Origin of the sequence: Adlercreutzia sp. ZJ176, assembly GCF_011038975.1 — a bacterium.
Classification (GTDB): domain Bacteria; phylum Actinomycetota; class Coriobacteriia; order Coriobacteriales; family Eggerthellaceae; genus CAAEEV01.
This window is the reverse complement of record NZ_JAAKEC010000002.1, coordinates 114,553-129,176: the sequence shown is the minus strand read 5'-3', so window position 1 is coordinate 129,176 and position 14,624 is coordinate 114,553. Positions and strand designations below refer to the sequence as shown.

The following is a 14,624-nucleotide window of genomic DNA, read 5'->3' as shown; positions in this document are numbered from 1 at the left end:
TGCTTGCGTCGTCCAGATGCTCATGAGCGCTGCTCCCCTGCCCGCCGCGCCTCGAAGGCCGCGTCAGCGCTGCGTATGAGCGCGAGGGCCTCCTCGGCGAGCGCGTCAGCGTCGAAGACGTCGGCGTTGACCCAGCAGATGCGCTGGTCCTTGCGAAACCACGTGCGCTGCCGCTTGGCATAGCGCCGCGTGGCCACCTTGATGCGCTCGACGGCCTCGTCGAGCGTGCACGTCCCGTCGAGGGCCGCAACGATCTCCTTGTATCCTATGGCCTGCGGCGCGGTGATACCCGCGCGGAAGCCCTGGTTTAACAGACTTTTTACCTCCTCGACGAGCCCCTGCGCCACCATGCCCTCGACGCGGCGGTCGATGCGCTTTGCAAGGACGGCGGGATCGACGGCAAGGCCGATGAACGCGGCCGGCACGGCAGCTTCGATCTTCTGGAGGTTCTCCTTCTGCTCGGCGTAGCTTCTGCCCTCTTCGAGCAGCTCAAAGGCGCGCACCACGCGGCGCACGTTGTTCGGGTGCAGCACGGCGGCGCTTCGGGGGTCGCGCTCGCGCAGGAGCTCCCAGAGCGCCTGGGGGCCCTCCTCGTCGGCGAGGCGCGTGTAGCGCTCGCGCACGGGGTTGTCCACCTGCTCGCCCTGCGGGAAGTCGTACGCGTCAACCGCCGCGCGCACGTAGAGCCCCGTGCCGCCTGCGAGCACCGAGCGGTGGCCGCGCCGCGCGATGTCGGCGAAGCAGGCGCGCGCGTAGGTCTGGAAGAGCGCCGCTGAGTAGGGCTCGCCGGGATCGACCAAGTCAAGGCCGTGGTGCGGCACGGCGCGCTCGGAGGGCGGGACCTTGCCGGTGCCGATGTCCATGCCGCGGTACACCTGCATGGAGTCGGCGCTCACCACCTCTCCCCCGACGCGCTGCGCGATGACCTGGGCGAGGTCGGACTTGCCCGACGCCGTGGGGCCGACGACGCAGATGACGGGTGCGGGCAGGTTCAAGCGCGTCACGCTCCCCGCTTATGCGATCTCGCCCGACAGGTACCACGTGCGGGCTTCGTCAACGCGCACGTTCACGATGGTGCCGGCGAGGTCCTCGATGCGCACGCCCTGCGGGATGCGCGCGTGCACGGTCTGGTTCTTGGGGCTCTTGCCCATGAGGATGGACGCGTCGCGCTTCGACGCGCCCTCGACGAGCACGGGAACCGTCCTGCCCGCCTCGGGCTGGTTGAGCTCGAACGCCTTGTGCTGCACCAGGTCAACCAGGCGGTCGAAACGCTCCTGGATCACCTCGCGCGGCGTGTCGTCTGCCATCTCGGCCGCCGGAGTGCCCTCCCGCTTCGAGTAGATGAACGTGAACACCTGGTGGTAGCTCACTTCCTCGATGATGCGGTACGTATCCTCGAAGTCCTCGGCCGTCTCGCCGGGAAAGCCCACGATGACGTCGGTCGACAGGGCGATGTCGGGGCAGGTCGCGCGCAGCTTCTCGATGAGGCCGAGGTAGTGCTCGCGCGTGTAGCGGCGGTTCATGGCCGCAAGGATGCGGTTCGATCCCGACTGCACCGGCAGATGGAGCGCGGGCTGCAGCGAGCGGAGCGTAGCGAAGCGCTCGATCACCTCGTCGGTGAGGTCCTTCGGATGGCTCGTGGCGAAGCGCAGGCGCTCGACGCCCGCGGCGTCGACGGCATCGAGCACGTCGGCGAAGCGCGGCGCGCCGTAGAGGTCGCGCCCGTAGGAGTTGACGTTCTGCCCGAGCAGCGTGATCTCCTTCACGCCAGCTGCGACGTAGCCGCGTGCCTCGGCCGTGATGTCCTCGAGCGGGCGCGACTTTTCGCGGCCGCGCACGTACGGGACGATGCAGTAGGAGCAGAAGTTGTTGCAGCCGATGGTGATGGGCAGCCACGCCGCCCAGGCGAGCTCGCGCGAGCTGGGCAGCTCGGTGGGAAAGGAGCTCGACGCGTCGAGGACCTCCACCTGATGGCCTCCCTCGTCGATGGCCGCCATGAGCAGCGCCGGGAGCGAGCCGAGGTTGTGCGTGCCGAACACCACGTCGAGGTGCGGCAGGTCGCGCGTGAGCTTCTCGCCGTCGCGCTGGCCGATGCAGCCGCCCACGGCGACGATGCGCTTGGACAGCAGCGCCTGCGGGCGCAGGGGCACGTTCTTCAAGGAGGCCACCTGCCCGTAGAGGCGCACGTCAGCCGCTTCGCGCACGCAGCACGTCATGAAGACGACGATGTCGGCCTCCTCGATGGTGGCGACGGTGACGGCGCCGAGCCCCTCGAGCATGCCGGAGATGCGCTCGGAGTCGTGCTTGTTCATCTGGCACCCGAAGGTGTGGACGCAGAAGGTGAGGCCGAAGAGCGATGACATGGGCGGCCCCTAGGCGTGCGCGGCGTCAGCCGTGCGCGCGGCGCCGCGGATGGCGCGCGGCTCGACGGCGAAGCGGATGGCCGTGCGGTACTCGCCGTCGATCACGATGTCGGCGAAGGAGGGCACGCACACGATCTCGATGCCGATGGGCGAGAGGAAGCCGCGGGAGATGGCGATGGCCTTCACCGCCTGGTTGACCGCGCCGGCGCCCACCGCCTGGATCTCGACGACGACGCCGTCCTTTATCATGCCGGCGATGGCGCCGGCGACGGAGGCGGGAGATGACTTGGATGATACCTTGAGGCACCCGATCTCGGGCTTTTGTTCTGTCGACACGTGTTTTCCTTGTTCGTTCGATACTCCGGGTATGGTGCGTTCGGTTTGCGCCTTGCGGCATGCCTTGTGGTGCCGCTAGCAAGCGCGATAAGATATTGTATCGGTTGAGACACTTGTACGCAACAGATGCGGCGCAGCTAGGAGAGCTTTTCCACGGGGATCGTGATGGTGATGGCCTCTTGCGTCACGCGGACGCGTGGCTCGACGTCGGGCTCGAGGTAGTAACGCCGCGCGACGTCGGCGAAGGCGCCCCGCGCGGCTTCGCGCAGAAGCGCGGCGTCGGGCTCGGCGAGCTTGAGCCCGCGCATGTCGCGCGCCGGCGCGGCCTTGGCGCGCGCAGGAGCGGCTGCGGGGAAGCTCTCGGCCTGCAGGCGCTCGAGCAGCGGCGGCGCGCCCTTGATGGCGCCGTCGAGGATGCGGCGCGCCGAGCGCTCCGACATCGGCAGGCCCAGCTCGGCGGCGATCTGGGCGAACGCGGCGGGGTCAGTCGCGGTGGCGAGGCGCTTCGTGAGCGCGAGGCCGCTTGGGGCGAAGGTGCGCTCGGCGAGCGAGGTGGTCGCCGTGCCGTACTCGTACAGCGTGGCTGCGATCTCGGTGGCCGAGCCGAAGTAGACGCTGCACTCCCGGCGGTGCTCGAGCGCGAACTCGGCTGCGGTGCGCACGATGTTGCGCGGCCCGCGCATGGCGTGCACCCCGTCACGCACCTCGAAGTGCGGAAACGTCGACTGGTCGGTCTTCTCCTTGAGCTTCTCCAGGTTTGTCCTGACGACGAGCGAGGTGCCGGCGCCCTCGCACGAGGCGGCCACATAGGCTTCCTCGGCGTTCACGGAGACGGAGTAGAGTGCCATGCCGCGCCCGTGCATGCCCCACTTGTCCATGTGGGCGGTCTCGAGCTTCGAGGTGACGCGCGGCTCGAACACCCGCGTGCGCATGCCCTCGGGGATGCCGCAGCCGTCGTCGATCACGGTAAGCGTGCGCGTCACGTCATCGCGCTGCGCGGCGACGAACACCTGGCGCGCGCCGGCGTCGCGGGCGTTGCGCAGGAGCTCGATCACGATGTCCTCGGTCGAGCGGATGTCCTGGGCGGCCTGGCGCTTCTCGGCCTCGGTGCTCCGAAGACGAACGTAGCCACCTCCGAAGTCCTGCTCGACGCGGAGGTGGCTATCGCCGCACACTGACTCCACGAACGCGGTCAGCGCTTTCTCGCTCATGCTATTTTGCGTAGTCGACGGCGCGGCTCTCGCGGATCACCACGACCTTCACCTGACCGGGGTACTGCATCTCGCTCTCGATCTGGTGGGCGATGTCATGCGCGAGGACGACGGCCTGCGCCTCGTCGACCACCTCGGGCTTCACCATGACGCGCACCTCACGGCCGGCCTGGATGGCGTAGGTGCGCTCGACACCCTCGTGCGCGTTGGCGATCTCCTCGAGCTTCTCGAGGCGCTTGATGTAGGCGTCAAGCGTCTCCTTGCGGGCGCCGGGGCGTGCGGCGGAGACGGCGTCGGCCGCCTGGATGAGCACGTCGAGGATGGTGTTGGGCTCGACGTCGGCGTGGTGGGCCTCGATGGCGTGCACGATCTCGGCACGCTCGCCGAAGCGGCGCGCGAGGTCGGCGCCGATGACGGCGTGGCTGCCCTCGACCTCATGATCGACCGCCTTGCCAAGGTCATGCAGAAGGCCCGCGCGCTTGGCGGGGATGGGGTCGAGACCGAGCTCGGAGGCCATGACGCCCGCGAGGTAGGCCACCTCGAGCGAGTGGTTGAGCACGTTCTGCCCGTAGGAGGTGCGGTAGCGCAGACGGCCGAGCGTGCGCACGAGCTCGGGGTCGAGGTCGTGGATGCCGGTGTCGAACACGGCCTGCTCGCCCGCCTCCTGGACGCGCTGGTTCACGAATGAGACGGCCTTGCCGTACATCTCCTCGATGCGCGCGGGATGGATGCGCCCGTCGGCGACGAGATTCTCCATGGTGACGCGGCCGATCTCGCGGCGAACCGGGTCGAAGCACGAGATGGTCACGCACTCCGGCGTGTCGTCGATGATGAGGTTCGTGCCGGTGAGCTGCTCGAACGAGCGGATGTTGCGCCCCTCGCGGCCGATGATGCGGCCCTTGAGATCATCCGAGGGGATGTGGATGGTGGACACCGTGTTCTCGGCCGAGTGGTCGGCGGCCACGCGCTGGATCGCGAGGCTCAGGATCATGCGCGCCTTCTTGTCGGCCTCGGCCTTGGTGCGCGTCTCCGCGTCGCGGATGATGGCGGCGGACTCGTGGGTGACCTCGTCGCGCAGGGCGTCGAGCATCTCGGCCTTCGCCTCCTGCGGCGTCATCCCCGCCACGCGCTCGAGGCGGCGGCCCATCTCCACCTCGGCCGCGTCGAGGTCGCGCTCGCGGCGCTCGATCTGGCCCTGGAGGGACGAGAGCTGATGCTCGCGCGCGTCGAGCGTCTCGACGCGGCGGTCGAGCGACTCCTCGCGCTGCGACACGCGGTTCTCAGCCGCGCGCACCTCGCGCAGGCGCTCCTTGTTCTCGTCGTCAACGCGCTGCTTGTACTGGATGGCCTTGTCCTTGGCCTCGATGTCGGCCTCGCGGCGCATGGTCTCCGCCTGTCGCTTCGCGTCTTCGACAAGCGCAGATGCCTCATCAGCAGCTTTTTTCGTGAGCGCGGCAGCCTCGTCGGCGGCCTTCTTCGTGGAAGAGTTTGCGATGAAGCGCGCAACGACGATACCGAGGGCGATGCCGACGGCGACGCCGACAATGAGCAGGATCGTTTCGATCATGTGCTCCCCCTTTCGTCTAGGTTGGTTACGTCTTGAGGTTGGTCAGTCAACAAAAAATGCCGGCAACAAGCCGACATGAGCAATAAGCACGACAGGATAGACTCACTATGCAGTTATATCTATATGAAATACCCATCGGGTACGCATTGCTCAAAGCAAGAATTAAGTATACCTCATAAAGAGGGGCTTTCGCCTGAGCAAATGCGAACGGATTATCCTTCCTCACACCATATCCGCGCGGCGGAGGTTGCGACGTCGGCGGAGAAGCCCTTCGCAACGCAGCGGCGAAAGGCCGCCTCGCGCTTGTTCTTGGCGCGCGGCGGGCGCGCCTTGATGGCTGCGAGCGCGCGGGCCACCTCGTCGCCGTCGTCGGCGTCAAGGTGGTCGCGGTAGGCGTCGAGGGCGTTGACGTCAACTCCGAGCTCCTCGATCTCCGCCTCGGCGAAGCGCAGGCCCTTGCCGGCGGCGAGCGTGGCGCGCACGAGCGCCTCGGCGTAGCGGACGTCGTCGAGCGCGCCAGCACGGCAGGCGCGCTCGATCGCGTGGTCGGCCGCCGCGGGGTCAAACCCGGCGCGCAGGAGCTTCTCGCGCATGCGCGCCGTGGACTGCTCGCGCACGCTCACGCAGCGCAGGACCTTCTGGTACGCCTTGTCGGCCTGCTCTTCGATCACGTTGCTCTCCGACGGCATAGGCGCGCGCTACTTCCGCTTGCCGTCTTTCGGGAGCGGCGTGGCCGCGTCTTCGCCGAGGTTCTGGTCGAGGACCGGGATGTCGAACGCCTCGCGCACCTTGCGCTCGATCTCGTCGCGCATGTCAGGGTTCTCCCGCAGGGTGTTCTTCGCCGCCTCGCGCCCCTGCCCGAGCCGCTCTTCGCCGTAGGTGTACCACGCGCCGCTCTTCTTCGCGACGCCGCACTCGACGGCCATGTCGATGATGCAGCCCTCGCGCGAGATGCCCTCGCCGTACATGAGGTCGAACTCCGCCTGGCGGAACGGCGGGGCCACCTTGTTCTTGACGACCTTCGCGCGCACGCGGTTGCCGACGATCTCGCCGCTCTGCTTGATGGAGTCGATGCGGCGGATGTCGATGCGCACGCTCGCGAAGAACTTGAGCGCGCGGCCGCCCGTGGTGGTCTCGGGGTTGCCGAACATGACGCCGATCTTCTCGCGCAGCTGGTTGATGAAGATACACGTGGTATTCGACTTGGAGAGCGAGCCGGCGAGCTTGCGCAGCGCCTGCGACATGAGACGCGCCTGCAAGCCGACCGTGGTGTCCCCCATCTCGCCCTCGATCTCGGCGCGCGGGACGAGCGCCGCCACCGAGTCGATCACCACGCAGTCGATGGCGCCTGAACGCACGAGCATGTCGCAGATCTCGAGCGCCTGCTCGCCGGTGTCGGGCTGGGAGATGAGGACCTCGTCGATGTCGACGCCGAGGCGGGCGGCGTAGACGGGGTCAAGCGCGTGCTCGGCGTCGATGAACGCGACGATGCCGCCCATGGCCTGGGCCTCCGCCAGGATCTGGAGCGCGAGCGTGGTCTTGCCGCTCGACTCGGGGCCGTAGATCTCGATGATGCGCCCACGCGGCACGCCGCCGATGCCGAGCGCCGCGTCGAGCGGCAGCGCGCCGGTGGGGATGACACCGATGTTGAGGTCCGCGCCGCCCTCGCCGAGCTTCATGATGGAGCCCTTGCCGAACTTCGACTCGATCTGGTCGGTCGTGAGCTTGAGCATCTTCTCTTTGTCCTGGTTCATGTGCGCTCCTTTGCGTGCGGCGGCGTAGGCTGTTCGTCCTGAAACGGTATACGCCTATTATACGAACACCTGTTTGTTGGTCAAGGAGGTTTCTCCATTTTCCCTGAGAAAGTCTTGCGGGCGCGCCCTGACGCCTTGCAGCATAGCGCCGCCGCCTGACGGCGTGATGGCGGGGATTGGGCCAGGCCGTGGCGCGGAGACGCGCCCCCAGGCGCGCTGAGCATCGGCGGGAGGTCGCCCGCCTGTCGCCCCAACCTGGCGGGAATCAAGCAGAAGGGCGCTGCGTCCTGGCGGGAAAGACGCTCGCACACGGCGCGTGAAGAGGCGGCGTGTGCGAGCGTGCATCGGATTTCGCCGCTCCCCTACACCTCGCCTGCGAGGGCGCGGAGCGCCTCGAGGGCCGTCTGCTGGCGGACCTGCTCGCGTGTCCCCCCAAAGCAGCGCGTCCAAGAGCGCGTCTCGCCCTCAGCGGCGAAACCGAACCAGACGGTCCCCACGGGCTTGCCCTCCTCGGCTCCCCCGGGCCCGGCGATGCCGGTGACGGCGACGGCCACGTCGGCGCCGAGCGTGCGCCGGGCCCCGCGCGCCATGCCCTCGGCAACCTCGGCGCACACCGCGCCCTGCGCCTCGAGCACGTGCGCGTCGACGCCGAGGACGCCGTGCTTCACCTCGTTCACGTAGCTCACCACGCCGCCGCGCACCACACCCGAGCTGCCGGGGACCGACGTGAGCGCGCTTGAGATCATGCCGCCCGTGAGGCTCTCGGCCGTGGCCAGGCTCGTGCCGCTCGCCAGCGCCTTCTCGACCACCGCGCGCGCCTCGGCGTGCACGAGCGCGTCAAGCTCGGCGACGGAGGGCGCCTCCCGCCCCGCCTCTTCCCGGCCCGCTGCGTCCTGCGTCGCGCCCCGCGCTCCGTCCTTCGCCACGTCCTGCGCTTCGTCGCTCACCGCGCCCGCGTCCCCATCTGCGGCTCCGCCTTCGGCCGGCCCCTTCGCCGACTCACGGGCCTTCGCCGGCGCGAAGCCGAGAAGGTGGCGCGCCTTGGACAGGTAGTCGAGCATCGACACGATGGTGAGCACGAGCGCGACGATCATGACGAGCCATGACAGCACGTAGAGCGGATCACCGAACGCGGAGCTGACCGTGTCCGGATGCAGGCCGTCCTTCACGAGGAACAGCACGATGGCGACGATCTGGAACACCGTCTTGGCCTTGCCGTACCAGCTCGCGGCGATGACCTCGCCCTTCGTGGCGGCGATCATGCGCACGCCCGAGACGATGAACTCGCGCGCCAGTATGATGAGCACGGGCCACGACGGCAGCACGCCGAGCTCCACGAGCGCGAGCAGCGCCGCCGCCACGAGGATCTTGTCGGCGAGCGGGTCCATGAACTTGCCGAAGTCGGTGACCTCGCCGCGGCTGCGCGCGAGGTAGCCGTCGACCCAGTCGGTGCACGAGATGAGGATGAACACCCCCGCCGCCACGAGCGACTTCATCTGCGCGCTGATGAAGTCGAGCCCGAACCACTCGGGCCAGGGACTCAGGAGGGCGAGCACGAACACCGGCACGAGGCAGATGCGCGTGAGCGTGATGACGTTGGCAGGTGTCCAGAGCTTGTCGCGCATGCGCTACTCCGCTTCCATCTCGTACATGAGGGTGTCGCTGACGCGCACCTCCACGATGCTGCCTACCTCTCCGGCGTCGAGGTAGGTGACTCCGTCCACCTCGGGCGCCTGGCACTGGGCGCGCCCGAAGAGCTGCCCGTCCTCCTCGCAGCCCTCCACGAGCACGCGCACCGTGCGCCCCACGCGCTCGGCGACCCGCGCGGTGCAGGCCGCGTCGGCGATGTCGCGCAGGCGCTGGGCGCGGTCGGCCTTCTCGTCCTCGTCAACCTGGTCGGGCAGGTCGAAGGCGCGCGTGCCCTCCTCGCGCGAGTAGGCGAACACGCCCACGTAGTCGAAGGGCGCCTCCGCCACGAAGTCGCAGAGGTCCTCGAACTGCTCGTCCGTCTCGCCGGGGAAGCCCGCGATCAGCGTGGTGCGCAGCGTGACGTCGGGCACAGCGGCGCGGACGCGCTTGATGAGGGCCTCGAACTGCGCGCGCGAGCCGCGGCGGTTCATGGCGCGCAGGAGCGCCTCGTCGACGTGCTGGAGCGGGATGTCAAGGTACGAGCAGACGTTGTCGTGGCCCGCCATCACCGCGAGCAGCTCGTCGGTGACGCCCTCGGGCTGCAGGTACATGACGCGGAACCACGTGCGGGGAAACTCCTCGGCGAGGTCGGCCACGAGGCGCGCGAGCGTGCTCGGCTCGTCGAAGTCCTGGCCGTAGCGCCCCGTGTCCTGCGCGATCAGCACGATCTCGCGCGTGCCGGCCGCAACGTGCTCGGCGACGTTAGCGCGGATGTCGGAGACGGGGAAGCTGTGGTAGCGTCCGCGGATGAGCGGGATGGCGCAGTACGAGCACCAGCGGTCGCAGCCGTCGGAGATCTTCACGTAGGCGGACGGCGACGCGGAGCCTGCGGGGCCGGCAGGCGCGCCGTCGGCGGAAGCCTCGCCCGCGCCTTCACGCGCCGGCTCATCAGCGCGGAGCCCGACGCCGGCACCAGCTTCGGCCACGCCGAGGCAGCGCCCGACGACCGCGACGATGTCGTCCTCGCGCGAGCAGGGCACGAAGGCCGCCGCCTCCGTGAGCTCCTCCTCCAGGTCGGCGCCGTAGCGCGCGGGCATGCACCCCGCCACCACGACGTGCGCGCTGCCCGCCGCCACGCGCGGCAGACGCGCCGCCTCGAAGACGGCCTCGAGGCTCTCCTCGGTGGCCGATTGGATGAAGGAGCACGTGTTCACCACGATGACGTCGGCGTCCTCCACGTCAGGAGTGACCGCGTAGCCCGCCGTGAGCAGGCGCTTCTCCATGGCGGCCGTGTCGACCTCGTTCTTCGCGCAGCCCATCGTCACGAACGCCACGCGCCACGCGCCGCGTTCGCCCTCGTGCGCGTCTGCCTTCTGCATCTCGCCCATGTGACGCGCGCCCTAGCGATAGTTCACGTACTGGAGCGGCTGGCCGTAGTCCTGGCCCTTCAGAAACGCGATGACCTCCTGCAGGGTGTCGCGCGACGCCGAGCTCACGCGGAGCTGGTCGCCCTCGATCTGCACCTTGCACTTGAGCTTGAGGGCCTTGACGTCCTTGTTGATCTTGCCGGCCGTCTCCTTGTCGATGCCGTTGACGACAGTGGCCACGCGGCGCACCGACTGGCCCGTGGCGGCGATGACGTCGCCCCACTTCACGGCCGTAAGGTCAATGCCGCGCTTGATGAGCTTGCTGCCGATGACGTCGATGACCTGCTTGGCCACGAAGTCGGCCGGCGCGGACACTGTGATGGTCTGCTTGGCCTTGTCGAGCGCGATCTCGGCGCCTGAGTCCTTGAGGTCGTAGCGCTGCGCGATCTCCTTGCGCGCCTGCTGGAAGGCGTTGTCGACCTCCTGCATGTCGACGACGGACACGATGTCGAAGCTGGATTCCTTGGCCATGGGTCAAATTCCTTTCAGGTAGCTGGGGTAGGCGGAAACGTGGTTTAGCGGGAGGCTGCGGCGCCCGACGACGAGCTCGAGGAGCCGCCCGCCGCTTGCGCGGCCGAAGACGACGAAGCCGAGGACGAGGCGCTCGAGGACGCCGACGACGAGCCCTTGCCCTCGCCGTGCGCTGCCTCCCAGTCGTCCTTGATCTTCGTGAAGTCGACCGACCAGGTGGGGATGCCGCCGTCGGCCTGCGTGTACTCGATCTCCTTGCCGTCGACCGTGACGGTGATGGCGTCGACCACCCAGGCGCTCAGGCTCCACGTGCCGGTGACCTCGACGGTCTCCTCAACCGGCGGCGAGATGAGCTTGCTCTCGGTGGTGCCGTCCGTGGTGATCTCGGCGTACACGTCGCTTGAGCCGACGACCTTGTAGACGACCTGCGCGCTCGTGGGCGCCGTCTCCACAGGCTCGACCGTTTCCTCGCTCGCGGGGTTCGAGGTGTCGGTGAGGCCCGAGATGGGCACGTCGGGCACGTCCTGCGCAGCGTCCTGCTTGCCGCCGAGCACGAACACGAGCACGACGATCAGGACGAGCACCACCACGGCCGCGCCGATGATGAGCGGCAGGCGCGTCATCGAGGGCACGGGGCCGTTCTGCGCCTTCGAGTACAGGCTCGGGTACGAGTTTCCGCCCACGAAGCCCTGACGCGGCTCGCCCCTCCGGCTGCGCTCGCCGCGCTGCGCGCCCCGCGCGCGTCCGTCGGCGCGCCCGGGAGCGGCGCGGCCCCCACGCGCGGGCCGGCCAGAGCCGACGGAACGCGCGGACGACCGCGCGCCGCCTTCGCCGCGCGGACGACGCCCCTGCCCTTCGGCGCGGCGGGCGTCGACACGGGCGTATCCCGACTCGTACGCGTGCACCTCGTCGAGGTACAGCGAGGTGACCTCGGTGGGGTTGAGCCCCACGAGGCGCGCGTAGGCGCTGATCATGTTGCGGGTGTACCCGCGCGGCGGCAGGTAGGCGAAGTCGGCCTCCTCAATGGCGCGCAGGATGTCAGGGCGCACGCGCAGCCGATGCGACACGGTTGTCAGGTCGAATCCGCGCCTCTCACGCGCCTCGCGGAGAAGCCCTCCGTAGGATCTTTGACGCGCCACGTTCCTACTCCTTCACTTGCCTAGAGCCCGTCTAGAGCTCGTCGTTCTCCTTGAACGCCTTGAGCGTCTCAAGTTCCAAAGGGTCGCTCACGAGCACCTCGCGCGGCTTCGAGCCGTTCGCGGGGCCCACGACGCCCTGTTCCTCCAACTGATCCATTATACGGCCTGCTCGCGCGTAACCCACCTTCAAGCGCCGTTGAATGTTAGATGTTGAGCCCAGACCGCTCGAAACCACAATATCTGCGGCCTCCCACAGAAGCGGGTCCTCCGCGTCCGAGCCGCCGTCGCCCGAGGGTGAGGAGGCGCCGAGCGTGACCACGTTGGCGGAGAGGATCTCAGTGTGGTAGTCGGGCTCGCCCTGCTCCTTGAGCATGGACACCACGGCGTTGATCTCGTCCTCGGACACGTAGCAGCCCTGGATGCGCTGCGGCTTGGCGTACTCGGGCTTGGACAGCAGCAGGTCGCCCAACCCGATGAGGTTCTCGGCGCCCGGCGTGTCGAGGATGACGCGCGAGTCGATGCCCGAGGCCACGTTGAAGGCGATGCGGTTCGTGATGTTCGCCTTGATGAGGCCCGTCACCACGTTCGTGGAGGGGCGCTGGGTGGCCACGATGAGGTGGATGCCGGCCGCGCGCGCGAGCTGCGCGATGCGGCTGATGGAGAACTCCACCTCCTTGCCCACGTTCATCATGAGGTCGGCGAGCTCGTCGATGATGATGACGATGTAGGGCATCTCCTCGGGGTACTCCCAGTGCTCGGCCTCCTCCCCCGCCGCCTCGGCGCGCTGCTCCTCGGCGAGGGCGGCCTGCGCCTTGGCGTTGTACTGACCGATGTTGCGCGCGCCGACCTTCGAGAAGATCTTGAGGCGCTTCTCCATCTCGGCGACGCCCCAGGACAGCGCGCTCGCGGCCTCCTTGGCCTCGGTGACCACGGGCACGTAGAGGTGCGGGATGCCGTTGTAGGGCGTGAACTCCACGCGCTTGGGGTCGATCATGATGAAGCGCACCTCGGAGGGCGTGGCGCGCATGAGGATGGACATGATCATGGCGTTGATGGACACCGACTTGCCCGAGCCGGTGGTGCCGCCGATGAGCAGGTGCGGCATGCGCGCGAGGTCGGACACGATGGAGTGCCCCTCGACGTCCTTGCCGATGGCGATCTGGAGGGGCCCGGGGCCCGCGTCGCCGAGCACGTCGGAGAGGTACACCGTCTGGCGCGCGCGGTTGGGCACCTCGATGCCCACGTAGTTCGTGCCGGGGATGGGCGCGAAGATGCGCACGCCCGGCGCGGCGAGCGCGAGCGCGATGTCGTCGTTCAGGGCCGTGACGCGGCTCACGCGCACGCCGGCGGGCAGGTCAACCTTGAACAGCGTCACCGTGGGGCCGGCCACCCAGCCCACGACCTCGGCCATGATGCCGAAGTCCTCGAGCGTCTCCTGCAGGCGCGCGGACGTCTCGGAGAGCTCGGAGTCGGGGGCCCTGCCCGCCTCGCCCTTCTTGGGGGACGCGAGCAGCGACATCGGCGGCAGCTTGAAGCCCTCGAGCGGGCGCGGCGTGGCCACCGGCGAGGCGCTCGCGCTGCGGCGCGGCTTGGCAGTAGCCGAGGCGCCGGCGCGCTCCTCGGCGGCGCGCTTCTTGCCGAGCTTGCGCGTGAGGGCCACGGGCGCGTCGTGGGCGTCCATGCCAGCACCCGCGTCCGTGGCCGCGTCAGCGCCTGCGCCCCCCGCGCCCCCCGCCGCGCCGAGCTTGGTGGTGAGCGCGGAGGTGTCCGCGGCGGCGTCGGCTGCCTGGGCCTCGCCGGCCTCAGCCGAGCTGCGGTGGCGGCGCGCCGAGGCGCGCCCGACGCGCGCGGGCTTCAAAGTCGCGGTCTCGGAGGCGGCAAGCACGCTGGCGGGCTTCACGAGCACGCCCGTTGCGGCGCCGGGGTCGGCGGCAAGCCCGTCCGCGCCCGCCTTGAGCGCGCCGGCGTCGCGCCTGCGCGAACCGCGCCCGCGGCGCACGCGCGCGAAGGGGGGCGCGGCCACCACTCCGTCGCGCTCCTCGGCTGCGGCCGCCTCCGCGGCGGCAGCGGCGCGGGCGTCCTTCTTCGCGCGGATCGTCTCGATGAGCTTCGAGATGGAAAACCCGATGATGATGCCGCCGATGAGCATGACGCCTGCGAGGATCACGCACGAGATGACCTGGCCGAACAGCGTGAGTCCCACCCAGGCGATGCCCGCGCCCACGTACCCGCCGTGGCTTGTGAGCGCACGCTCGGAGAACAGCAGCGAGAGGTTGTCGCCGGTGACGCCCGTGACGGGCGTGAACAGCGCGATGAAGCCGAGCAGCGCCACGAAGATCACCATGAGGCCGCACGCCACGCGCACGGGCACGCGCTCGCGGTCGAAGCGCACGAGGAAGGTGACGCCGACGGCGGCGAGGACCACGGGCAGCACGTAGCAGCCCACGCCGAACGCGAGGTGCACGCCGCGCGAGATGAAGCTGGTCACGATGCCCTCGCCGCTCGGGGAGAGCACGGCGGCGAGCAGGAGCACGACGGCGAGCAGGATGAACACCACGCCCGCGATATCGCGGCGGGCGCGGTCGTCGAGCACGTGCGCGGCGGGCTCGGGCGATGCGGCGCGGCGCGCGGCCGCGCTCTTGCGACCCTGCGCGGTGTCGCGGGTGTGCTTCTTCTTGGTTGTGTGCGTTGATGCTGGTTGACGGGCCACGCCCAAGCTCCTTCGTG

General features: G+C 69.1%; 12 protein-coding genes. All 12 read right to left on the bottom strand.

Annotated elements, in window-relative coordinates; genetic code table 11:
• Window positions 1-20: 20 nt before the first annotated feature.
• The 12 genes from miaA to G7Y50_RS01425 all read right to left on the bottom strand — a co-directional run bounded on the left by miaA (window position 21) and on the right by G7Y50_RS01425 (window position 14,607).
• Complete coding sequence (gene miaA, locus G7Y50_RS01480; RefSeq protein WP_241156501.1) at window positions 21-1,004, bottom strand: tRNA (adenosine(37)-N6)-dimethylallyltransferase MiaA; 984 nt, start codon at window positions 1,002-1,004, stop codon at window positions 21-23.
• Between the two features lie 9 nt (window positions 1,005-1,013).
• Window positions 1,014-2,363 carry a tRNA (N6-isopentenyl adenosine(37)-C2)-methylthiotransferase MiaB gene (gene miaB, locus G7Y50_RS01475; RefSeq protein ID WP_165054927.1) on the bottom strand — a complete coding sequence of 450 codons (1,350 nt, stop codon included), beginning with the start codon at window positions 2,361-2,363 and terminating at the stop codon, window positions 1,014-1,016.
• Between the two features lie 9 nt (window positions 2,364-2,372).
• Window positions 2,373-2,675: a stage V sporulation protein S gene (locus G7Y50_RS01470; RefSeq protein WP_206214727.1), complete on the bottom strand. Its 303-nt coding sequence runs from the start codon at window positions 2,673-2,675 to the stop codon at window positions 2,373-2,375.
• A 161-nt stretch (window positions 2,676-2,836) separates the two neighbouring features.
• Window positions 2,837-3,910 carry an ATP-binding protein gene (locus G7Y50_RS01465; protein ID WP_165054939.1) on the bottom strand — a complete coding sequence of 358 codons (1,074 nt, stop codon included), beginning with the start codon at window positions 3,908-3,910 and terminating at the stop codon, window positions 2,837-2,839.
• A 1-nt stretch (window position 3,911) separates the two neighbouring features.
• On the bottom strand, window positions 3,912-5,477 hold the full coding sequence (rny, locus tag G7Y50_RS01460; RefSeq protein ID WP_165054941.1) for a ribonuclease Y: 1,566 nt from the start codon (window positions 5,475-5,477) through the stop codon (window positions 3,912-3,914).
• A 212-nt stretch (window positions 5,478-5,689) separates the two neighbouring features.
• Window positions 5,690-6,166, bottom strand: coding sequence for a regulatory protein RecX (locus tag G7Y50_RS01455; protein WP_165054944.1), 477 nt, complete (start codon window positions 6,164-6,166; stop codon window positions 5,690-5,692).
• A gap of 9 nt (window positions 6,167-6,175) precedes the next feature.
• Entirely contained in the window at window positions 6,176-7,231 is a 1,056-nt protein-coding gene (recA, locus tag G7Y50_RS01450; RefSeq protein WP_165054955.1) for a recombinase RecA, read from the bottom strand.
• Between the two features lie 362 nt (window positions 7,232-7,593).
• The gene (gene pgsA, locus G7Y50_RS01445) at window positions 7,594-8,856 is read right to left on the bottom strand and encodes a CDP-diacylglycerol--glycerol-3-phosphate 3-phosphatidyltransferase (RefSeq protein WP_165054965.1); all 1,263 of its coding nucleotides are present in this window, start codon (window positions 8,854-8,856) and stop codon (window positions 7,594-7,596) included.
• A 3-nt stretch (window positions 8,857-8,859) separates the two neighbouring features.
• Entirely contained in the window at window positions 8,860-10,239 is a 1,380-nt protein-coding gene (rimO, locus tag G7Y50_RS01440) for a 30S ribosomal protein S12 methylthiotransferase RimO (RefSeq protein ID WP_165054981.1), read from the bottom strand.
• Window positions 10,240-10,260: 21 nt separating this feature from the next.
• Window positions 10,261-10,758 (bottom strand): YajQ family cyclic di-GMP-binding protein, encoded by a 498-nt coding sequence (locus tag G7Y50_RS01435; RefSeq protein WP_165054966.1) that lies wholly within the window; start codon window positions 10,756-10,758, stop codon window positions 10,261-10,263.
• 44 nt (window positions 10,759-10,802) lie between these two features.
• Entirely contained in the window at window positions 10,803-11,897 is a 1,095-nt protein-coding gene (locus tag G7Y50_RS01430; protein WP_165056913.1) for a helix-turn-helix transcriptional regulator, read from the bottom strand.
• A gap of 31 nt (window positions 11,898-11,928) precedes the next feature.
• Entirely contained in the window at window positions 11,929-14,607 is a 2,679-nt protein-coding gene (locus G7Y50_RS01425; RefSeq protein ID WP_241159485.1) for a DNA translocase FtsK 4TM domain-containing protein, read from the bottom strand.
• Between the last annotated feature and the right edge of the window lie 17 nt (window positions 14,608-14,624).

What these genes read in the sequence shown, in the direction of transcription:
- miaB (WP_165054927.1), bottom strand. Translation starts at nt 2,363, where the DNA reads ATGTCATCGCTCTTCGGCCTCACCTTCTGCGTCCACACCTTCGGGTGC.
- G7Y50_RS01465 (WP_165054939.1), bottom strand. Translation starts at nt 3,910, where the DNA reads ATGAGCGAGAAAGCGCTGACCGCGTTCGTGGAGTCAGTGTGCGGCGAT.
- rny (WP_165054941.1), bottom strand. Translation starts at nt 5,477, where the DNA reads ATGATCGAAACGATCCTGCTCATTGTCGGCGTCGCCGTCGGCATCGCC.
- G7Y50_RS01455 (WP_165054944.1), bottom strand. Translation starts at nt 6,166, where the DNA reads ATGCCGTCGGAGAGCAACGTGATCGAAGAGCAGGCCGACAAGGCGTAC.
- recA (WP_165054955.1), bottom strand. Translation starts at nt 7,231, where the DNA reads ATGAACCAGGACAAAGAGAAGATGCTCAAGCTCACGACCGACCAGATC.
- pgsA (WP_165054965.1), bottom strand. Translation starts at nt 8,856, where the DNA reads ATGCGCGACAAGCTCTGGACACCTGCCAACGTCATCACGCTCACGCGC.
- rimO (WP_165054981.1), bottom strand. Translation starts at nt 10,239, where the DNA reads ATGCAGAAGGCAGACGCGCACGAGGGCGAACGCGGCGCGTGGCGCGTG.
- G7Y50_RS01435 (WP_165054966.1), bottom strand. Translation starts at nt 10,758, where the DNA reads ATGGCCAAGGAATCCAGCTTCGACATCGTGTCCGTCGTCGACATGCAG.